Raw genomic sequence first — 22782 nt, 5'->3', positions numbered from 1 at the left:
TGTTTGTGTCTGTGTTGCGAGCTCTTAGGTGCTCAACGTTCAGCACCCAATACTCTGCGTCCTTCGTGACGCAAAACCTCTATTGATAAAAAACCAAACAACGGAGTACTTAAACCACAGTGTGCACAAAGTACACAGCGAAAACACGGGTTTAGCCTAACCTTTCCTTTGTAACAAAAATATTGAGAAAGCTGCAAAAACAACACTTGGCAGGGCAGCCCCCAAAAAAGGCGGAAGTTGATAAACCAAACTTACGGCCCCAAACACTTCATTACTGACAAAGAAACCAAAGCCTGTTAACACGCCTAAGATCACCCTAGCGCCCATAGTCACACTGCGCAATGGGCCAAAAATAAACGATAATGCCATTAGCAGCATCACACCAACAGACAAAGGTTGCAGCACTTTTCGCCATAAGGCTAACTCGTATCGGCTAGGATCTAGGCTGTTATTATTGCGATAATTTACGTATTCTGCTAATCCACGAATAGACAAAGCTTCGGGTTTAACCGTCACCACACCTAATTTATCCGGGGTAAGTGTCGATTGCCATACACCTTTTTCAAGTTGTTGGTAGCGGATCCGCTGATCGCCTATAAAGGTATATTTCACTTGCTTTAATTGCCAACCACTCTCACTGTAATTGGCCTCTAAGGCGCTGGTGATTTGCCTTAGTACTAAATTTTCATCAAATTCGTAAACGTTTACCCTGCGCAAAGTTTTAGTATCGACTACTTCTCCGATACTCACGAAGTTATCGCCATCTTTTGCCCAGGTTATTCTGTCAGAAGCAAATAGGCTACCTCCAGAAATAGCTTGGGTACGGATCTCTTTCGCTTTAGTTTCGGTGACAGGAGCGACCCATTCACCAATAAACATAACAAATAACACCATTAGTAGTGCTGACTTCATGGCCGATATAATAATATTCCAACGGCTTTGACCTGCAGCTTGCATCACCACTAATTCACTATTGCTTGCCAAAATCCCCATACCTATTAAGCCACCAATTAATGTGGCCATAGGGAAAAACTGCTCTAATTCTCTGGGTAAGCTAAGCAAAACATACACAGCGGCTACTGTCATATCATAACTGCCACGACCAACTTGTTTCATTTGCTCAATAAATTTAATCAAGGCACTCAAGCCTACCAACACACTCAAACTCAGTGCCGTTGTCGCTAACAATGTTTTAGCAATGTAAACATCCAGTATTTTAAACACGGGCTTCCCCTTTTAATCGCGCCCGCATCTTCACACCAAAAGGTCTGCCTTTGAGTAACAAGGCGATACCAATAGAAAACAACACTGCATGTACCCACCACAAACCAAATTGTGGGGGTATATTGCCATCTTCTAAGGCCTTTCGACCCGCCATCAATAACATAAAGTAGCCAAGATATAACATCAAAGCGGGGAACATTTTTCCGAAACGACCTTGCCTAGGATCGGCAGCGCTCAGAGGCACTGCAATAAGCACCAAAAACGGCAAAGACAAGGGAATAGCAATACGCCAATGTAATTCGGCTAAGGCATAGATAGAGGGGTCATCCATCAGGACTTTAGTTGAATAGGCACTTAACTTCCTACGCTTTTTCTCAGCCTGTTGTTCAGCAATTTGAATTTGATACTCTTCAAACTCAACCACACGATAATCTTGACGCCCCACCTCACCTTCATACTGTTTACCTTGATTAAGTATCAGTTTTTGTGCGCCGTTTGCTTGCTCCTGTATGCCGCCACTAGAGGCATACACAATGCGTACGTTTTCAGAATCAGCGTCGCTATCTCTTTGCGCCAGAAAAACTTTTCTTAATGGATTGGGGCTGTTATCAATATCATGTACAAATATTACCGCTTGTTGATTAACGGTTTGTTGAAAACGCCCGGGGATAAGACTAGTTAGGCCGCTTTGGGCACCGACCTTTTCTTCTAATTGATAAGTACTTTCCACAGATAAGGGCGTTAGCCACATGGTTAGGCCGGCAGTGAAAACAGACATAATCAAAGCCAAAATTAACATAACACGAGTGACATACCACTCACTGATGCCACAGGCTCGCATAACACTCATCTCGCTGTCTACATACAAACGACCATGAGCCAACATGATCCCCAAAAACAGACTAAGGGGTAACACTAAAGATGCTAATACCGGCATGTGTAAAGCCAAAAAACCCAGCACTAATCCAGCGGGGATTTCACCTTCAGACGCTTCAGCCAAGACTCTCACAAATTTTTGTGTGATAAAAATAGCCATCAGCAGCATAAAAATTGCTACTTGCGACTTTAAAGTTTCTTTCATTAAATAGCGGAAAATCAGCACAACACATCCAAGGGAAAAGTAGTATTTTAGTGGCACTATGGGAAATTTTAAGTAAACTTAACGTTTTCACAAGTTTAATTTATAAAGTGTGCGAATTTAAAGCACTCAGCCTCTATCTTATTTACAGATTATGTCCGGCTGAAGTTAATCTTACAATAATATAGCTGTATTACCCAATATCACCTTGCGATTATTCATTAAAAGGGCGACGGGTTACAGTATTACTCATCATGTAACGAGGGGTCAAAGTGGAATTTAGCGTAAAGAGTGGCAGTCCAGAAAAGCAGCGTAGTGCCTGTATTGTGGTAGGTGTATTTGAACCTAGACGTCTAACATCTGTTGCCGAACAGCTCGATATTATTAGTGATGGTTATATCAGTAACCTGCTTAGAAGAGGTGACTTAGAGGGTCAAGCCGGCCAAATGTTACTACTTCACCACGTGCCTAATATCTTAAGTGAGCGAGTCTTATTGGTAGGATGTGGCAAAGAGCGCGAACTAGACGAGCGTCAATACAAACAAATTATCTCCAAAACCATTAAAACCTTAAATGAAACAGGTTCTATGGAAGCGGTCAGTTTCTTAACTGAATTACATGTTAAAGGTCGCGATACCTATTGGAAAGTGCGTCAAGCCGTTGAAGCTACGCAAGACTCCCTGTATACCTTCTTGCAGTTAAAAACAAAAAAAGGCGAGTTACGCAGACCACTGCGAAAAATCGTATTTAATGTACCCACTCGCCGTGAATTATCGATTGGCGAACGCGCACTTGAGCATGGTTTAGCCGTCGCTCAGGGTGTAAAAACGGCAAAAGATGTGGCGAATATGCCACCCAACATTTGTAATCCCAAATACCTACTTGAACAAGCACAAGGTTTAGCTGCGACTTACGACAATCTGCACGTGAGCTCAGTGAATGAGAAACAAATGTTTGAATTAGGTATGCATACCTACTTGGCCGTGGGCCGTGGCTCTGTCAATGAATCAATCATGACAATCATGGAACATAAAGGTGGTCCTTCAGGTCAAGCGCCTATCGTTTTAGTGGGTAAAGGATTAACCTTTGACTCAGGTGGTATTTCTATCAAACCTGGTGAAGCCATGGATGAAATGAAATATGACATGGGCGGCGCAGCGGGCGTATTAGGCGCAATGCATACCATTAGTGCACTCAACCTTCCCATCAATATAGTAGGTGTACTCGCCGGTTGTGAAAACATGCCCGACGCTAATGCATACCGCCCTGGTGATATTCTAACCACTATGTCAGGGCAGACAGTTGAAGTGCTCAATACCGATGCTGAAGGGCGTTTAGTATTATGTGATGCATTAACCTATGTAGAACGTTTTGACCCTGAATTAGTCGTAGACCTTGCTACCTTAACTGGCGCCTGTGTTGTAGCATTAGGTAAACATGCCAGTGCGGTATTTAGTAACCATAATCCACTGGCTCATGAATTGATCAATGCCTCTGAACAAAGTGGTGATAAGGCTTGGCGTTTACCACTATGGGATGAATACCAAGATCAAATCGAAAGTCCTTTTGCTGACATGAGTAACCTAGGTGGACGCCCTGCAGGTGCTATCACCGCGGCCTGTTTTTTATCTCGTTATACACGTAAATATAATTGGGCCCATATGGATATTGCAGGTACAGCTTGGGTGGGTGGTAAAGACAAAGGTTCAACTGGTCGGCCTGTGCCTATGTTATCTCAGTTCTTAATGAACCGAGCTGGTATTGAAACAGAAGATTAATTACGCCTTTAAGGATCCACTTCAACTATGTCAAATGTAACGTTTTATCTACTTGATGAAACAAACGACACACACCAACAGCCAGCGCACTTTGCGCTGGCTTGTTTGTTGGCAACCCGTAGTTATCGACAAAAACAAAAATGTTTGGTGTACTGCCAAGATCAAAAACAGGCTGAACAATTTGATGAATTGTTATGGCAATTGCCTAACGATGCATTTGTTCCCCACAATTTGGCAGGTGAAGGCCCAATGGGTGGCGCGCCTGTTGAAATTAGCTGGCAAACTCCCAAGCAATTTAATCGTCCAATCCTCATTAATTTGGCCGATACCACCCCCGATTTTCATCAACGATTTAGACAAGTCATTGATTTTGTGCCTGCAAAAGAGCAACTCAAACCTCAGGCCAGAGAACGATATAAACAATATAGAGCGGCTGGAAATCAATTAGATACCTTGCCCGCCTCAAGCATTAACGAGACACAAAATAATGGATAAGACATTTAATCCACAAAATATAGAACGTGATATTTATCAAAAATGGGAAGACAGCGGACAATTTAAACCGTCTGGAGAAGGCGAACCCTACAGCATCATGATCCCGCCTCCAAACGTAACTGGCAGCCTACATATGGGCCATGCATTTCAACAAACCATTATGGATACCTTAACGCGTTACAAACGTATGTCGGGGAATAATACCTTATGGCAAGTAGGTACTGACCACGCCGGTATCGCCACACAAATGGTAGTCGAACGCAAATTAGCGGCAGAGAATGGTCCCACTCGCAAAGAATTAGGCCGAGACGCTTTTATTGACAAAATTTGGGAATGGAAAGCCGAATCTGGAAACACTATTACCAACCAGATGCGTCGCCTCGGTGCATCTGTTGATTGGGAGCGTGAACGTTTTACCATGGACGAAGGTCTTTCAAATGCTGTTAATGAAGTGTTTGTGCGCCTGCATTCAGAGGATTTACTCTACCGCGGCAAACGATTAGTTAACTGGGATCCTAAGTTACTGACTGCCATTTCAGATCTAGAAGTCGAAAATAAAGACAAAAAAGGCCACATGTGGCACTTCCGTTATCCATTGGCAGATGGTGTCAAAACTGCAGACGGTAAAGATTATCTTGTCGTTGCCACAACAAGACCGGAAACCGTATTAGGGGATACCGGCGTTGCCGTTAATCCAGAAGATCCTAGATATAAGGATTTGATAGGTAAGTTTATTGATTTGCCATTGGTTAATCGTCGCATCCCTATTGTGGGCGACGAACACGCGGATATGGAAAAAGGCACGGGTTGCGTAAAAATAACCCCTGCCCACGACTTTAACGATTATGAAGTAGGTAAACGTCATAAACTGCCAATGATCAATATTTTGACCTTCTCTGGTGAAATTCGCCAGCAGGCTGAAATTTTCGATACCAATGGTGAAGCAAGTGATGCACTCAGTGCAGCACTGCCTGAAGAATTTCAAAATTTAGAACGTTTTGCCGCCCGCAAAGCCATAGTCGCCAAATTTGAAGAAATAGGTTTATTGGAAGAAGTCAAAGAGCACGACCTAACTGTACCCTATGGTGACAGGGGTGGTGTGGTAATTGAACCTATGTTAACCGACCAATGGTACGTACGAGCCGCTCCTTTAGCCAAAGTTGCCGCAGACGCAGTGACCAATGGTGAAATTGAATTTGTCCCTAAACAATATGAAAACATGTACTTTTCTTGGATGAATGATATCCAAGATTGGTGTATCTCCAGACAATTATGGTGGGGTCATAGAATACCTGCTTGGTATGACGAACAGGGCAATGTGTACGTGGGTCGGGACGAAGCCGAAGTACGTGCAAAAAATAACTTAGCGGCTGATATTAACTTAAGACAAGATGAGGATGTATTAGACACTTGGTTCTCTTCTGCACTTTGGACTTTTTCTACCTTAGGCTGGCCCGAAAATACCGAAGATTTAAAAACCTTCCACCCAAGTAATGTATTGGTTACAGGTTTTGACATTATTTTCTTCTGGGTCGCCAGAATGATCATGATGACCATGCACTTTCTTAAAGACGAAAATAACAAACCACAAGTACCCTTCAAAACAGTGTACGTAACCGGCCTTATTCGCGACGACGACGGCAATAAAATGTCTAAGTCTAAAGGTAACGTTATCGATCCTTTAGATATGATAGACGGCATATCCTTAGAAGATTTACTTGAAAAGCGCACTGGTAATATGATGCAGCCCAAAATGGCTGAAAAAATCAAAAAACAAACTGCGAAACAATTTCCAAATGGCATAGAGCCTCACGGAACAGATGCATTACGCTTCACTCTTGCGGCACTTGCCTCTACTGGTAGAGATATCAACTGGGATATGAAACGCCTAGAAGGCTACAGAAACTTCTGCAATAAGTTATGGAATGCCAGTAACTTTGTACTCATGAACACCCAAGATTTTGACTGTGGATTTAACGCAGACTCAACTATGAGCTTTTCCCTTGCGGACAAGTGGATAATGGGGCAGTACCAAAACACCATTAAAGCCTATCGCAGTGCTATGGATACCTATCGCTTTGATATTGCCGCCCATACATTGTACGAATTCACATGGGACCAATTCTGTGGTTGGTATATTGAATTAACTAAGCCTGTCTTATTACAAGGCAATGCAGAGCAACAGAGAGCGACTAGGCATACACTTGTTACTGTCCTAGAGTCTTTGCTTAGATTAATGCACCCTATTATGCCCTTTATAACAGAAACCATTTGGCAAAGTGTATCGCCTTTGGCCAACTGTCATTCTGCCACTATCATGAATCAGGCTTACCCTGAATATGATGCAGCTAAGGTTGATGCTACAGCCATGCAAGATTTGGAATGGGTCAAAGGTTTTGTATTATGCATTCGTACCATTCGCGGTGAAATGGACATTGCCCCAAGTAAACCTTTACCAGTGTTATTACGTAATGCATCGACAGAAGACTTAAGGCGGCTTCAAGAAAATACCATGTTCTTAAACGCCATTGCCAAACTCGAGTCGGCAACAGCGTTAAGAGCAGAAGATAAAGCACCGGTTTGTGCCACATCACTATTAGGCTCACTTGAAATCATGATCCCCATGGCTGGTTTGATTGATAAAAATGCCGAATTAGCTAGGATTACTAAGGCATTAGACAAATTAGAAAAAGACTTTGCGCGAACTCAAGGTAAACTTTCTAATGAAAAATTTGTCAGTAATGCACCTGATGCAGTTATTGACAAAGAAAAGGCAAAATTGGCTGATTTTACAATGCAGATGAGTAAATTGCGCGAACAGCGCAGCAGCATTGAGTCATTATAATAAACTTGAGTCTAGGATGTGTTATCGATAATGATGACACATCCATAACAACTGCAGTCATTGTGTTACATTAAATCATTAATCTTTTAGGAAATGAATAATTGTTCAAACGCTTGCGACTCTTAACCTTGCTACATGCAATTTTATTAAGCATGGTCATTAGTGCTGCACCTTCAAATGAAAAACAACTTACCTTAGTATTTGCCGGTAATATGCCTGATATTGGTATCAATACCTACGGTAGTTATGCTGACCTGGCAGGTTTACTTGAAAAAGTGCGGACAGCAGGCACTCCGACAATTTTTACCTTTGTAGGGGGAAGTTTAGGTCCGAGTCCGTTATCCAGTTTAGACCGGGGTTCTCATATCATTGATATTCTTAATACCCTAGAACCCGATTTAATGACTCTCAACAAAAGGGAGTTTAGCTTTTTCGAAGATGAACTCACCTTACGCTCCTACGAAGCAGCCTTCCCTATCGTTAGCAGTAACCTTTATGATCCACTGATTAATAATAATCTAGAAGGTATTTTAAGCAGTCTCATTGTTGAAAAAGACAACATTAAAGTGGGCTTTATTTCGATACTTGATGAGGAAGTGGTTGAAGAATATTTACTTAAAAGGATCAAAGTATTTGAACCACGCAAGATTATCGGGCAACTCAATGCTGAACTCAGGCAAAAAGGTGCTGAACTAGTAGTGTTAGTTTACACAAAAGAACGGGATTATTACCAAACGCTGCTTTCTGATAAGCAAATAGATTTTGCGTTGCGCCTAAGCTCAACAGGCGACAGTAGCAATTCCCCATTGAACAAAGTCTATGCAATTTCTTACCAAGAGCCTTTCAAGCTGCTGCAAATCAGCTGGAAAAGTAGCAACCAAGAAAAAAATCTTTCCATACAAACCTCATCAATCGACTATGCAGATTTACCTAATGAGCACACCACTTCAACTCTGGTTGATGAATATAATCAAAGGCTCACTCGATTACTCAATCAAAAAATTGGTTTTTTTGGAAATGCACTAAACACGTCGAGAAACCTAGTAAGATCCCAAGAAATGCCTTTTGGAAATTTCATTACCGACTCACTGAGACACTATGCACAAACAGATATTGCGTTAATCAATGGAGGCTTTATCCGTGGTAATAAAAGTTATACCAAAGGAGGCATTATAAGCCGCAGTGACATTATGACCGAGTTACCATTTAGGACTCATCTCAATGTTGTTACTTTAACTGGCAATCAAATAAGACAATTATTAGAAAAGAGTGTAAGTGAAGTGGAATTAGCCAAAGGCCGATTCTTACAAGTATCTGGACTCTCTTTTACCTATTCGATTAAACAACCTGCCGGTGAGCGAGTCACCTCGATTCTGGTTAATGGCAGCAAGTTAAATTCGCAGCAAGTATACTCAGTTGCCACTTCTGATTATCTGGCAAGAGGTGGTGACGGTTACGACACCTTCAACAAGGCAGTAAAGCAAGAGGACAACACTCAAAAAACACCTTTGATTTCGGATATTGTGATTCATGTAATACAACAACAAAAAACAATTTTTCCAATGCTTGAATCCAGAATAAAGCGAATGCCTGAATGACAGTTTTAAAGGCCAAAAAAGGCGCCCGCATTTCATTAGTAACAGTATTTAGTGCTGGGTTAGCCGGGATCTTATTTATTTTCGTGTTACTCAGTTATTTTACCTTTTCTCGCTTACTTAGTTTCGAATCAACGCTGACTGATGTATCTGATAGATCTTTGCCGAACTTAATCCGTATAAGTCAGCTATACAGCCAATCGGCGACACTATTAGAATCTACCGAGCTTTTGTCAAAATCATCTACCAACGCATCAAAACGCTTAGCTGAAAAACAACTCCAAGCTAATCTCACTAATATTCGCCAAGCGGCAAAAGAAATATTCGAAAATGAATTTTTAGACACTCAATTAAACACAATTTTTATAGAGTTAGAAGAGTTTTCCACTCTTATAAATATTCGCTTAGAGACACTAAATAGAATCGAATTTTTAACCGCCGAAATGTATAAGCTGAATGCCCAAGCTGTAAATATTGAGGAAAATGGGTCGTCCCCCTGGATGCTGGTTTTTTCACAAGCGTCTGTGAGTGCTAGCAGGGCTTTGAACGAAAAAAAACTGCAAACAGTAAGGTTTCTATTCAGCCAATTAAAAACACGGCTATTCGAACTAGACACCCTTGCAGCGAAGGAACGCCATAAAAGTGTTAAACAGCCATTGTCCAAGCAACTTAACACATTGCTCTTTAGCGACAATGGGATGCAAGCCTTGAAGATTAAATCCCTACGGTTAGAAGGCAGAGCGATTGGCCGAGCAAATTTTGTTCATAACTTAATTGAAGATTATGTTTCTCAATTAGGGTTTGTGACCAACGAAACAGAAAAAAACATGACGAATCAGGTCGCCAATTCAGTAGCGGACATGAAAAAGCAAACCCATCAAATTAGAAATATTTTGATTGGAGGTGTAGTTGTGTTGCTAATGATTGTTGTCCTATTTCAAAAAAGAGTACTTAAAAGGATCAGAATTTTTAATCAAATGGTCCGCAACAAAACTCAGGGCTTCGAAAATCAAACTGTGTTAGCAGGTAACGATGAAATTACTGATTTAGTTGAGGCCTTCAAAGAGTTTACACATACGATTGAAATGCAAAACCAAAAACTTGAACAGCTATCGTTATCAGATGGACTCACTGGCATTGCGAATAGAAGAGCCTTAGACATACGTTTAAAACATGATATTGAGTTATCGATTAGGCAAAAGTCTAACGTTGCCGTATTGCTTATGGATATAGACTGTTTCAAACTGTATAACGATAATTATGGTCATTCAGCAGGAGACCAATGTTTAAAGGATGTCTCAAAGGTTATTTGTGAAGCACTGCACCGAGACAGCGACTTTGTTGCTCGATATGGAGGAGAGGAATTTGTTTGCGTGCTACCCAACACTGATGCAAAAGGTGCGCAAGAGCTAGCCATACATATCATTGAAAAACTGAAACTCATAGCTCTGCCACATAAATTCAGCAAAGTTGCTGAGTACATCACTATGAGTATCGGTATTGCCGCGTCTCAGTCCAATCACTTGTTAACGCCAGAAGCTATCATTAGACAAGCCGACACAGCCTTATATACGGCTAAAAAATCTGGTAAAAACACCTATCATCACTATTCATCCACTACACCTTTGAAGTAATTGCTTCTTTATTAGCCACCTTTTGCGCTATCTGCAATTCAAACTCTTCTTCAAACCAACGTTTCAACATGTTTTTTTCAAAACGCAAAGGTTCATTTCTAAATAAACTATTACTGCGTTCGAGAAAAGACATATCTTTGAGATTCACATCCCCTTGTTGTAACACCTCTCCAGAACCATCTAATAGCTGATAACTAAATTTCATTCTTGGAATATCTATATTCTTAATGACACGTACGTCAGATGCACTATGTCCTAAGCCGACAAAGGAAGCAGGTAACACTTGTCCAGCCAGATCAAGGTCGCTTACTTTCATTCGCAATTTTTTGTTATCGGGCAAGGCCAAGGCTAGTTTATTCATATATTCGTCGATACGCTCAAAGGTCGTTTCTCTGAACCTTTTGCGCGACTCATTGCTAGGTCTTACATCTCGGTATTTTTCTGGTTTATCCCATTCAATTTCAACCTTTGCTTCGGCCAAAACGTGATTTGACAAACCTAATGTCACTGCAGAAATAATCAGTTTGTTTAACATTTTCATAATAAATCCCCTACCTTTATCTGTCAGTATCACCATAACACATGAATATAGTCTGAATAAAATTCTAAGTAGCTGCAAAAGTGCTGGTTAATTTGCAACTATTCTATAGCACAAAAATAAAAAAGGTCGGATTGCTCCGACCTAGACAACTATGGTCAAGTCATCAAAAAAGATTGAAGCAAACACACTTGCTCAGATTAAAAAGGCCCAAATATAGCGGCATCTTCTGCCCAACTTGTATGCCATACCTGATTGCCATGGATATAGTAAACGTTATCGCCATGAATAACGCTTCTGTCATTCCATCCACTGGCATAAGACTCACTCATCTTCGGACTGACCTGACTCCTTAGAATTAACTCTGGCGTGGTTGCTGTAGTATCAACTTCAAGTAACAGCAGACTATTAGAAGGCGCCCAAAAACGCACCAATTCATCGGTAGTTGTATACCAACTTTCAATGGGTAACGCGAATTGGTAGCTGCCAGCATTATTTAGCACAGACAAGGCGCGATAATCATACTCAACTGGCGTAAAAGCACTAGGTTTAATGATACTATTGACTTCAATAGGATTGCTAGGATCTGAGACATTAAATAAGCTGACCTTCATTCCCTCTTCCGTTACTGGTTGTTCGGTCACTTCACCATTTTCCGGGATATTATTAACATTAACCTGCTGGCCGACTCCAAGCAGATAACCATTATCCAACGGATGCAAATAACTAGAGAAGCCAGGGATTTCCAGTGCACCTAACACCTGTGGATTATTGGGATCTGCTAAATCAAGTACGTATAGAGGGTCGATGCTTTCGAATGTGACTATATACCCCCTGTCTCCCAAAAATCGCACTGCAAATATATCTTCACCTGGTTTTCCAATAGGCTCTGGAGAGGCGTCATTGGGAAGTGTCGCAACAATAGACAATTCATTGTTTTGCTGATTTAAGATTGAAAGTTTATGTTCTGCCCCTTCTTTAGTGTAATCGCTGGTAACTATCCTTAAATACTCGTTTTGTTCACTTAAACGCAGATTAGGCGCACCCCGCCAGCCAACAATACCGTCTATTTTACCTGATGCTTGATAGGTTAAATTTGTGTCTAAGGACACTTTATGCAAAACAGTTTGATTATCCACAGTTGCACTTAGATACAGGTTTGCTTCTGACATATACAACATATTTGCCACAGCACTGATACAACTAGATTGCACATCATTAGGGTCAGTTAGGTTAATTCTACTGACGGTTAATAGCTTGGCATAACCGTCTTTGTCAGTAGCTTGAGCTGGAATAACACAATCTTCAGGCAAGTTCAAAGGTGTACCTTCATCACCATTTCGATAGATCTTCGGCATAAGCTCAGAATCTGGCGTGTCCAAAATGGCTAAATAATTTTTCAACAATTCTTCTTCTGTAGTGGCGTTAGCGTTGAGCCCTTCAACATAAGCGGTATAACTGGTGACGACATAGAGCTCATCACCTATTCTTCGACTCGATATTATAGAGCCATCGATCTTGATATTGCTCACAGTGGAAGGACTACTTGGTACAGAAGTGTCGTATATATCTATGGTTAGTTTTTGTTCGCTGGGTAACCAAGGTTCTGGAGCAAAGGTGAAAATATCCATAGTATAAATTTGGAAATTGGTACTCAATACTGCAAGCCTATCATTATGTTGATACATGCCCTCGATATTTGAATTTTCATCAACCAATGGTAATTCGGCCACTGAATTTAACGAAAAGTCATTTTGTCTTTCTAATACTCTCACCTTTGATTGATAAGTTTCTCCATCAAACCACTGTGGGTACGCAGCGAGATACAAGATGTTTCCGTCGTATTCCATTCGGTCTGCTTCATCGACCCCAGATTCTTGGGTGTTAGTGGTAGAGAAATCAGTATTTGCAATGGCAGCATCTTGCGTCACTGCATATTCAGGGGCATCCACTCTATAGCCATTGGCATAGTCAAAGGCAGCAGAATAAATACCATTTTTAATAAAGCGACTAACTGGGACTTGACCTGCCTTAACCAAAGGACCATCAAAAGTAGTAGCAGTATTAAGCTTCGGAGGTTCAGTAGGGCGTTCAATAATAGACTCATCAATCTCATCTTCATCTGTACAAGCCGCTAATACAAAAACCAACATAACGATGATAGCTAAACACAACAAATCGCCAATATTATTCTTTTTGGGTTGAAGCATAGTCAAATACCTTTTTGTTGAAATGATGTAAGCTAGTGTAGTGAATCTGGTGTATTTTATATGTGCTAATTTGGATCGAATTGTGAATAATTGTAACCCTGTAACAAGCGGCGCAAAAACTCTGCTAGGCTACACAAATTATCGATGTGAGGATTTTGTTTTTGTACACAGTGTTATGGTTTTTTCGTTTGCTAATTCTGTTATCTATGTTTGTCTCGAGCACAATACTAGCTTGCTCTGAGGATGACACATGTATCGAGGAAAGTAGCTGGCATCTTGGTATAGCCATAGGTATTGGTGTGAAAACCAACCCATTGGTGGATGGAGAAGATATTCCACTTGTTATATTACCCGACATTGCTTGGTACGGGGAAAAAGCTTATTTTGATAATGGTGAATTGGGGTATCAATGGCTGAGTCAGCCCAATTTTGCATTTGAAACTTTTCTAACACTTGATCGCGAAAGTACTTTTTTTAGTTTTTTGCATCCAGCCAACATCCTTGCTCCTACACAAGGTTCTTCTATTGCTTCCCCTGGCTCCCCAGATAAACCAGATTTCTCAGGCCCAACTGACTCTGATAAAGAAGATATACTTATTAATCAACGCAGTCTTTCCATAAACGATATAGCTACCCGTAAGTGGGCGATTCATGGTGGTCTTCGAGGGCATTATTTTTCAACTGTTGGTGAATGGCAACTAGCATTATTGCAGGATATTAGCGATGTACACAAAGGCCAGTTAGTGGCGCTGCAATACAGCCAAAAGTGGCTATGGCGTGATGTCCAAATGAGATTACGCTTAGGCGCTGACTGGAAAAGTGCTCGTTTACTAGACTATTATTATGGCGTTTCAAAAAGAGACACAACACTCTCAGAATATTATTTTGATGGTCAATCAGGGTGGCAAACTTACCTGTCTTTCAATGTACTTAAGCCGATCAATGAAAACTGGTCATGGTTAGCAAAGATGTCTTATCGAAGGCTGCCAAACTCGTTAACAGACAGCCCACTGATAGAACAGAATAGTATTAGTAGTGTATTTTTAGGTGTAGCGTATCGTTTTTAGCAGGCAAGGGAATTGAGAGCAGTTGTAATAATTGCGGGCATCATTTTTTGCAGTAAAGTCTCTGCAAAAACGCCTGAATGGACCATACAACCGAATATATGTGTTGCTCAGAGAGTGGGTGACGAGTGCTTGTTGACTTTTACTATTGAGACACAAAATATGCCTTCAGAGCCTCTCTGTCTTTATCTTGATGGAGAATTATTAGCCTGCTCTCAACAGGCATACTTCTACAATGCAACTTCTATTTTAATTAAGAAAAATGCCTTGATTGAATTAAAAAATAAAGCCCAAGAAACTATTCTTTCTAAAAAGTTACAGATTAAATATATTGAACCACAACAACGCCGGCGAATCCGCCCCCCATGGAGTCTTTTTTGATGAAACAAGTATTACTTGTCGAAGATGACGATAGGCTAAGTAGCCTAATTTGCCAATATCTAACTGAACACGACTTTGTCGTCCAGCGTTTAGCCAGTGGTGAAAACTTACTGAAACAGGTGCAATCGTCACCACCTGATATCTTACTGTTAGACGTGATGCTTCCGGGTGAAAATGGTTTTACCTTGTGTAATAAAATAAGACCTTATTACCCCGGCCCTTTGTTATTCATGACCGCAAAAAACGATGATTTCGATCAAGTCTTTGGGTTAGAAATTGGCGCCGACGATTACATCATCAAACCCGTAGAGCCTAGGGTATTACTGGCACGAATTAACGCCTTATTACGACGTAAGGTAGAGCCGGCGTTAACAGGGAATACACATCAAAGACTGCAATATGGCCATCTCATTATTGACCGTTCAACTCGCTCGGCATGTCTAAAAGGTGTTGACGTACAATTAACCAGTCATGAATTTGACATGTTATGGAAGTTAGCAGAAAGCCCCTCCACTTTGGTAGACCGAACAACCTTATATAGGGATGTTATAGGTCGTGAATATGATGGGCTAGATCGTAGTGCCGATGTGCGAATTTCTCGGCTTCGTAAAAAGTTACAAGACAACACCCAACACCCTTACAAAATTAAGACAATCTGGGGCAAGGGATTCTTTTTTGTCGCTGACGCGTGGGACGATTAAGCTTTTATGGCGCGCCTGTTTATCAGTTTATATCTTTTTATTGCCGTATCCTTAGTGGGTCTAAGCGCAGGTCTTGAACGTATATTTTTCACTCAGGCAGAGTCATCTAATATGCAACTATTAGGCCCTGTGTTTGAAGCAGCCCTGCAACAAAACATAGATATGCGAAGTTTTATTCAAAGTTTAGGAGGCACACTTGAAGTACGTTCGATAGGCGATATCGCATGGTCCGATAACAATTTACAAAAGTTACACAATGGCCAAGTTATAGTGCTAAGTGACTCTAATGTGACTGAGCAAATATACATTATCGATAATCAATCCCAGTTACTAGAAATATCATTACCTATTAGCAGGCCCAGCTCCGGTCAGTTTTTGTTATACAGTGTGCTATTTTTTTTGTTGTTAGGTGGGGTTATTGCATTTTGGATACGGCCATTATGGCGTGACCTATCAAGTCTTGAAAAAACAGTTTCAAATGTTAAGCCCGATGGCAGCATTGAGCAAAATACGATCAATAAATCCTCTCTGATTTATCCTATTGCAAAATCCCTCAACAACATGGGTCGTCAGATCACGCAACTTATGCAAAATCAACGGGAATTAAGTGGCGCGGTCACCCATGAGTTTCGTACTCCTCTGGCCCGGTTGAAATTTGCGCTAGCAATGAATCCCCCAGCACAAAGTAACCCTTGGCTGGATATGCAAAAAGACGTCAATGAATTAGAAAATCTGGTGCAAGAAATGCTGGATTACGCCAGCACAGATGCGCGAATTCCAGAAATGAACCTATCTGAAATTCCCATTAAACAACTGTGTCAGCAATTAATGCATAGATTGAAAGAAACCCATCTGGCTCACCTAAACATTAGAGTATATGGTGATGATCCCCATGTGTTAGCCGATGAACACTTTATCGAAAGAGCGATTGAAAACTTAGTGTTAAACGGCGCACGTTTTGCGAAAAAAGCACTAGAAATCCATGTTATTAGACAAAAGAAGGTGATTCAGATATGCATAGAAGACGACGGAATTGGCGTGGCAAAGAGTATGCGTAAAAAGATATTTTCACCTTTTTTCCGACCAGATGAAAGTCGTGATAGACAACAAGGAGGAGCGGGTCTTGGTTTAGCCATAGTCAAAAGAATTGTCGATTGGCACCAAGGGCAGTGTTATGTAACCGAAGGGGAATTAGGTGGAGCGAAGTTTATTATCAGCCTGCCCAACCATTTTTAGGTCACCTGCACTCGGGTTAGACTTCAAGGATCCCTTTACGACTAATTTCGCCACACACATAATGTAAATTGTTGCCGTAGATAAAAGGATTTTTATCTCGTGCTTGACAATAGTGCATATTAAAGTTGTTGAGTTCCGTTTTTGTACTAGTGATCCTATGCAAATATTCTGTTTGTGGTTCACTTAAATCTTGCACATGTTCCGAAATCTCATTTCTAAACTTGGCTAACTGCTGATTATCTATGGTTGTAGAAATGCCGTGCATCCACTGGGAAGTGGTGGTTTGTATATCAGACAGCCAAAATTGCACAAAAGCACTGCGCAAAATCATTATCAATGCCAAAATTTCAAACGTAACTACAACAAAACGCAACATACCCTGAGACTCTAAATACATTCAACTATTAGAAGATTGCTGATGCTACGCGACAACGCAGTAATAAAATACAGTCAATAGTTATGTGATTTGATAACAACGAATAACCAACAATGAATCAATAAAAATCCTGACCGAGATCAAGCATGGCAGTTAACATACTGGTATACTTGTAAAGTTATCAGAGTCTGTTGGACTCTCAGTTTTTGCCTTTTTGACATACCAAGGACCCCTAATGAGTGAGCGAATTCCCGTTAAAAACATCTCACCCGTAAAAGTACATCGCCCAGATAAATCTAAACATGATAATGAATATACACCTCGCAGCAGAATATACGTGCGAGCCGTTACCGGCATGTTGGAAAATATTCGGCGATTTTTTGGGCTGTTTTTTTTAGGCAGTTTTGCGGTATTACCTTGGATTCAGTTTAATGGTAGTCAAGCAGTATTGTTTGATATCGGTGCCCAACGTTTTAATATATTCGGCTTAACGCTTTGGCCACAAGATTTGACATTATTAGCATGGATTTTAATAGTGGCAGCCTTTGCTCTATTTTTTGTAACGACCTTTGCGGGTCGTGTTTGGTGTGGATTTATGTGTCCACAAACAACCTGGACCTTTATTTATATCTGGTTTGAAGAAGCCATTGAAGGTAGCCGCAATAAACGCATGAAACTAGATCAAAGAAAAATGGATTTTGATAAGTTTTGGCGCAAATCTCTTAAACATTTTGCATGGGTAAGCATCGCTTTATTAACCTCTTTAACCTTTGTAGGATACTTCATACCAATCGATGAGTTGTTTGTTGAGTTTTTCACTTTCTCAAGCAGTTTTTGGGTGGTGTTTTGGGTGCTGTTTTTCACATTTTGTACTTATGGTAATGCTGGGTGGATGCGAGAAATCATGTGCACGCACATTTGTCCCTATGCCCGTTTTCAATCAGCGATGTTTGACAAAGACACTTATACGGTCGCTTATAACGCGACCTTAGGAGAAAAAAGAGGCCCAAGAGCTAGAAAGGTCAGCCGCGAAGAAAACAAACAAAATGGTTTAGGTGACTGCATTGATTGCCATTTATGTGTACAAGTTTGTCCAACGGGCATAGATATTCGCAACGGTTTACAATACGAATGCATAAATTGCGGAGCCTGCGTAGATGCATGCAATGGCGTAATGGAAAAGATGAATTACCCCAAGGGGTTGATAAGTTTTACATCTGAAACTGAATTGGCAGGCGGTACCACAAAAATATTTCGACCTAAGTTAATTGGTTACGCCATAGTGTTAGTGCTAATGTCGGGTCTGCTGGTCTATGAAATTGCAGCTCGAAAACCCGTAGAAATCGACATTATAAAAGACAGAGTCCCAATGTATCGTGAAACGGGCAATGGACTTATAGAGAATGTATTTACCATAAAAATTCTCAATAAATCGCAACTCACACAACGTTACCACATATACGTCGATAATCTTGAAGGGCATACATACATAGGCGAAAATGAAGCAGTAGTTGCAGGAGGAGAAGTGTTTAATCTACCTCTTAGTATTGCAATCAATCCAAATAAATTAACGCAAGAGTCTACCGAGTTTCAATTTAGAGTTGAATCTGTAGGCGACGCAACCAACCCAGTCAAGGTGCAAGAAATCAGTAAATTTTTGTATCCCGATTTGTGAGTAATTTCGATTTTTCAGGACTCACGCCAGACCTGATACTCGACGCCATTGAATCACAGGATATTCGTGTTGAGTCAGGACTGTTGGCACTCAACAGCTATGAAAACCGCGTTTATCAGTTTGTGGCAGAAGACAATAAACGTTATGTTGCCAAATTTTATCGACCACAACGATGGAGCCAAGCACAGATTCAAGAAGAACATGATTTTTCAATTGAGCTAGCTTCTCACGAAATCCCTGTAGTCGCTCCGATAGTCAGCAACAAACAAAGCCTACACCTTTATGACGACTACTACTTTGCGCTTTTCCCTTCGGTTGGAGGCAGACAATTTGAAGTCGATAACCTAAATCAACTCGAATGGATGGGTCGTTTTATTGGTCGAATTCATGGTATTGCCAAAAGTAGTAATTTTGTTCATAGGCCAACAATAAGTGTTGAAGCGTTTTTGGTAACCCCCTTACAAGAGCTGTTACAAAGCCCACTGATACCTGCAAGTTTACATCAAGCCTTCTTTACGATTTTGCAGCAGGTTGTGGATTTAGCGCTATCACTTTATAGGAGCACGAATAACATTAGGCTCCATGGAGATTGTCACCCTGGCAATATACTTTGGCGCGATGGACCAACCTTTGTTGATTTAGATGACTGTAGAAGCGGGCCAGCCATCCAAGACTTATGGATGATGTTGTCAGGAGATAGGCAACAACAATTTATTCAAATGGATACCCTAGTAGAAGCCTACGAGGAGTTTTGTGACTTTGATGTGTCTCAATTAGCATTAATTGAACCTTTACGGGCGATGCGTATGGTGCATTATATGGCTTGGTTAGCAAAACGATGGCAAGATCCAGCGTTTCCTCAGGCCTTTCCTTGGTTTGCCGATGGTAAATATTGGGAACAACAAATATTAGGGCTAAAAGAGCAACTCGCTGCGTTACAAGAACCCCCACTTTCACTCTAAGCCACCATTGAGTGTTTTACTCTTACTTTCCAAACCATTCCCCTGATGTAAAAAGCGCATTGTTTTGTCGCTATTTATCTACTACTTTTACAAAGTTCTTCAAAGAGTTAGCTTTTTAGAATTTAAGCGAGTCATAAAGGAACACTCACTCAACTTGAAAAATCAAAGGTACTTTGAAGATATGTCGTTGCTTATAAAAGCATCTGATTTGCATATGCATGTATAACTTAACATACCTAAAAATTCAGCACTGATGTAGTTTTTAGATCATAATATGCGCGTCCAAATCAGCGGCACTATAGCAACTTTGATGTAAACCTTTATTTTTAAAGGAGTTGTTGGAGATTTTAATAAAAAACTGTAATAGGTAAGATTTGGTTACTGGCACTAAAATGCTATAAATTTTCATACTTAATAAACTTGCACATAGGTAAATAATATGTCCATAAAGTCTTTTTTAAAAACTCTAATAGGCATAGCTGCTGGCTGTTCTATTTCACTTTATTCATTAGCGGATGTTGTCGTCATTGTGCATCCGAGTAACGACGCGGCACTGAGCCAAAAGGATGTCCAAAGAATATTTCTAGGTAAAGAGAAGAAGTTCTCTAATGGCAAAGAAGTATTACCCATAAACCAAGTTCCCTCTTCAAACGCTCGGGGCTCCTTCGATACAGACACGTTAGGCCGAAGCTCAACTCAAATTGCAGCTTACTGGTCAAAACTTGTATTTACTGGCAAAGGCATACCGCCAAAAGAATTAGACAACGATGCAGAGGTGTTAGCGATTGTTGCAGACAACCAAAATGCCATTGGTTATGTAGACAGTGCATCAGTTTCTGACGCAGTTAAAGTCATTTCGTTGAACTAATTAGGAGTATTATTGTGAAAAAATTACTAACTTTCGCGGCTTTGACTGCAACCACATTGACTGCTCAAGCAGAAGTACGTATTAACGGTTTTGCAAATTTGATTGGCGGAATTGCCAGCAGTGACGAATTATTGTTTGGCTACGAAGACAATATAAGTTTTTCTGAAGAAAGCTTATTTGCCATACAAGTAAGTGGTGACGTCAACGATAAAATGACAGCTACCGGACAACTTGTGGCTCGTGCAGACAATGATTACAACGCTGATTTCGAATGGGCATATATAACCTATGCCGCAACCGACAATATCAACCTATCCGCGGGTCGTTTACGCATGCCTTTGTTTAATTACTCTGCATCTAAAGATGTAGGCTATTCCTATCATTGGATTAACACGCCACGCTCTGTTTACGATGTGCCTTTCAATAATATAGAAGGAATTCGCGTCGACTACTCCAACTATGCTGGAGACTGGGAATACGCAATGAGTGTTGCTGCAGGAGCCTTTACTGGACCAGCCTTTGGATCAGAACTACAAGGTGACAACGTCGTTCTATTCTCTGGTGAAGCAACCTACGACTGGTTTAAGATTCGTGGTGTTGCTGGCACGGGTAAAACAACTTTAAATATTAGTAACTCTACAACTGATAGTCTAGTAGAGGCCTCTGAAGGCTTAACGTTATTAAATGCATTTGGGTTTGGCAACTTATCTGACTCTCTTCAATGGAGCGAAGACAAAGGTGAATTTTTAGGCTTAAGCATACAAATAGACAAATTTGATTGGTTTGTTAGTGCAGAAATAACCCAAATAGATGTAGCTGATTCATTTATAGCAAAAACAGATGCATATTATGTTACTGCTGGTCTAAGAGTAGGGGCTTGGACCCCTTCTATTACCTATGAAAAATCTAAAAGTGAATACCAACCGAAATTTCAAACTCAGATAAATCAAATGTTATCGACGCAATTCTCAGAAGCAGAAATTGCAGCATTTGCGGGTACACCCATTGGCATGTTAGTTGACCAAGGCGTGCAAGCTCAACTGGGCGCTCCACTTACGGCACTCCCCACAGAAGCCTCTAGCCCACTTGTGACTGGGGCCTTAAATGACTTTGTAGTTCAAGGATTATTGAGCGCGACTGTGAGTGAAAACAGCACACTATCAGCAACTCTGAGATATGACTATGATACCAACATTGCACTAAAGGTAGACATAACTAAATATTCTGACGATTTAAGCGACGATGATGTCACATTAATTCGTTTTGGTGCGAACTACGTTTTCTAAATTGCGTTCAATAATAAAGGGTCGCATTTATTGCGGCCTTTTTTTATATCTTGATGGAAAATCAGGTTTTTAATTAACATCACTTTACAAAGTACTATCGGATTTTTTTCTTGGCTATGCTAATCTGCGGTCATATTTAGAAATAGTTGTGAGACGTTATGAAAAAAATATTATTGTTACTCAGTTTAGCTTTACTCATTCCACTTCAAGCCTGTGCTCAAGAAAAATGGCGCGAAGGTACACATTACAATGTGATAGCTGACCAAGCCACTGAGAAAAAAGAAGTATTAGAGTTCTTTTCTTTTTGGTGCCCCCACTGTTTTAATTTTGAACCTTTAGTTAAAGACATCAAAACCAAATTGGCCGATGATGTTGAATTTAAGAAAATTCACGTCAACTTTATGGGCTTTACCAGCGCCGCCATACAAGACGATGCCACCAAAGCTATGATGGTCGCCAGAGAGTTGAAAAAGGGTGATGAGCTTAATGCTGCCATTTTTAAGTATATTCACGTGTCACGCTCGCCAGTATCTGGTATTAAAGACTTAAAAAATATCTTTGTTGTTAATGGTGTAGAACCAGAAGACTTTGACAAAATGATGTCGAGCTTTGGCGTAAATAGTAGGCTAAAAATGAACAATAAGGCGATTCAAGAATACCGTAAACACGTCAGAAGCGTGCCAACCTTTATTGTTAACGGCAAGTTTCAAGCAACTTTTACTCGCGACATGAAACAAGATGACATGATTGATTTGATTGTATTCTTATCGAATAAAAGATAATTCTAGCTTCTAGCTTCTAGCTTCTAGCTTCTAGCTTCTAGCTTCTAGCTTCTA

19 protein-coding genes are annotated in these 22782 nt (G+C 40.6%); 14 read left to right on the top strand and 5 right to left on the bottom strand.

The window, feature by feature from the left end:
• Positions 1–156 precede the first annotated feature (156 nt).
• Together lptG and lptF are read right to left on the bottom strand one after the other, a co-directional pair.
• Positions 157–1224: an LPS export ABC transporter permease LptG gene (gene lptG / locus AAC000_RS05950; RefSeq protein ID WP_339720961.1), complete on the bottom strand. Its 1068-nt coding sequence runs from the start codon at positions 1222–1224 to the stop codon at positions 157–159.
• A complete protein-coding gene (gene lptF / locus AAC000_RS05945; RefSeq protein WP_339720959.1) occupies positions 1217–2326 on the bottom strand; it encodes an LPS export ABC transporter permease LptF in 1110 nt (369 codons plus the stop codon). Before lptF ends, lptG begins: the two co-directional genes overlap by 8 nt.
• Before the next feature lie 248 nt (positions 2327–2574).
• Between lptF and pepA the strand changes: the two genes are divergently transcribed.
• From pepA to AAC000_RS05920, 5 genes are all read left to right on the top strand, one after another.
• Positions 2575–4080, top strand: coding sequence for a leucyl aminopeptidase (pepA, locus tag AAC000_RS05940; RefSeq protein WP_339720958.1), 1506 nt, complete (start codon positions 2575–2577; stop codon positions 4078–4080).
• A 27-nt stretch (positions 4081–4107) separates the two neighbouring features.
• Complete coding sequence (locus tag AAC000_RS05935) at positions 4108–4575, top strand: DNA polymerase III subunit chi (protein WP_339720956.1); 468 nt, start codon at positions 4108–4110, stop codon at positions 4573–4575.
• Positions 4568–7420 carry a valine--tRNA ligase gene (locus tag AAC000_RS05930; protein ID WP_339720954.1) on the top strand — a complete coding sequence of 951 codons (2853 nt, stop codon included), beginning with the start codon at positions 4568–4570 and terminating at the stop codon, positions 7418–7420. Before AAC000_RS05935 ends, AAC000_RS05930 begins: the two co-directional genes overlap by 8 nt.
• 101 nt (positions 7421–7521) lie before the next feature.
• Positions 7522–9018, top strand: a complete 1497-nt coding sequence (locus AAC000_RS05925; RefSeq protein WP_339720952.1) for a 5'-nucleotidase C-terminal domain-containing protein — start codon at positions 7522–7524, stop codon at positions 9016–9018.
• A complete protein-coding gene (locus AAC000_RS05920; protein ID WP_339720951.1) occupies positions 9015–10649 on the top strand; it encodes a diguanylate cyclase in 1635 nt (544 codons plus the stop codon). The genes AAC000_RS05925 and AAC000_RS05920 overlap by 4 nt, the downstream gene beginning before the upstream one ends.
• Here AAC000_RS05920 and AAC000_RS05915 read toward each other — a convergent pair.
• Together AAC000_RS05915 and AAC000_RS05910 are read right to left on the bottom strand one after the other, a co-directional pair.
• Positions 10633–11190 (bottom strand): DUF3016 domain-containing protein, encoded by a 558-nt coding sequence (locus AAC000_RS05915; RefSeq protein WP_339720949.1) that lies wholly within the window; start codon positions 11188–11190, stop codon positions 10633–10635. The two genes, AAC000_RS05920 and AAC000_RS05915, sit on opposite strands and share 17 nt — an antisense overlap.
• A gap of 197 nt (positions 11191–11387) precedes the next feature.
• Entirely contained in the window at positions 11388–13397 is a 2010-nt protein-coding gene (locus AAC000_RS05910) for a beta-propeller domain-containing protein (RefSeq protein ID WP_339720947.1), read from the bottom strand.
• 299 nt (positions 13398–13696) lie between these two features.
• Between AAC000_RS05910 and AAC000_RS05905 the strand changes: the two genes are divergently transcribed.
• The 4 genes from AAC000_RS05905 to AAC000_RS05890 are packed head-to-tail and all read left to right on the top strand — an operon-like array spanning position 13697 to position 16779.
• Positions 13697–14464 carry a MipA/OmpV family protein gene (locus tag AAC000_RS05905; protein ID WP_339720946.1) on the top strand — a complete coding sequence of 256 codons (768 nt, stop codon included), beginning with the start codon at positions 13697–13699 and terminating at the stop codon, positions 14462–14464.
• A 12-nt stretch (positions 14465–14476) separates the two neighbouring features.
• Entirely contained in the window at positions 14477–14842 is a 366-nt protein-coding gene (locus tag AAC000_RS05900; RefSeq protein WP_339720945.1) for a DUF3019 domain-containing protein, read from the top strand.
• Positions 14842–15543, top strand: a complete 702-nt coding sequence (locus AAC000_RS05895; RefSeq protein WP_339720943.1) for a response regulator — start codon at positions 14842–14844, stop codon at positions 15541–15543. Before AAC000_RS05900 ends, AAC000_RS05895 begins: the two co-directional genes overlap by 1 nt.
• Before the next feature lie 6 nt (positions 15544–15549).
• Complete coding sequence (locus tag AAC000_RS05890; protein ID WP_339720941.1) at positions 15550–16779, top strand: ATP-binding protein; 1230 nt, start codon at positions 15550–15552, stop codon at positions 16777–16779.
• A 16-nt stretch (positions 16780–16795) separates the two neighbouring features.
• On the opposite strand, the gene AAC000_RS05885 is transcribed toward AAC000_RS05890, so the two are convergent.
• Complete coding sequence (locus tag AAC000_RS05885) at positions 16796–17155, bottom strand: hypothetical protein (RefSeq protein WP_339720939.1); 360 nt, start codon at positions 17153–17155, stop codon at positions 16796–16798.
• 235 nt (positions 17156–17390) lie between these two features.
• Here AAC000_RS05885 and ccoG point away from each other — a divergent pair, with 235 nt between their 5' ends.
• From ccoG to AAC000_RS05860, 5 genes are all read left to right on the top strand, one after another.
• Complete coding sequence (ccoG, locus tag AAC000_RS05880; RefSeq protein WP_339720938.1) at positions 17391–18830, top strand: cytochrome c oxidase accessory protein CcoG; 1440 nt, start codon at positions 17391–17393, stop codon at positions 18828–18830.
• Positions 18827–19792 (top strand): serine/threonine protein kinase, encoded by a 966-nt coding sequence (locus AAC000_RS05875; RefSeq protein WP_339720936.1) that lies wholly within the window; start codon positions 18827–18829, stop codon positions 19790–19792. Before ccoG ends, AAC000_RS05875 begins: the two co-directional genes overlap by 4 nt.
• Positions 19793–20231: 439 nt before the next feature.
• Entirely contained in the window at positions 20232–20660 is a 429-nt protein-coding gene (locus AAC000_RS05870; RefSeq protein WP_339720934.1) for a phosphate ABC transporter substrate-binding protein, read from the top strand.
• A 14-nt stretch (positions 20661–20674) separates the two neighbouring features.
• Positions 20675–21946 carry a porin gene (locus AAC000_RS05865; protein WP_339720932.1) on the top strand — a complete coding sequence of 424 codons (1272 nt, stop codon included), beginning with the start codon at positions 20675–20677 and terminating at the stop codon, positions 21944–21946.
• 158 nt (positions 21947–22104) lie between these two features.
• On the top strand, positions 22105–22728 hold the full coding sequence (locus tag AAC000_RS05860; protein WP_339720930.1) for a thiol:disulfide interchange protein DsbA/DsbL: 624 nt from the start codon (positions 22105–22107) through the stop codon (positions 22726–22728).
• The last annotated feature ends 54 nt before the right edge of the window (positions 22729–22782 follow it).

Source organism: uncultured Paraglaciecola sp. (assembly GCF_963977085.1).
GTDB lineage: Bacteria > Pseudomonadota > Gammaproteobacteria > Enterobacterales > Alteromonadaceae > Paraglaciecola.
This window is presented reverse-complemented; position numbering and strand designations above follow the sequence as displayed.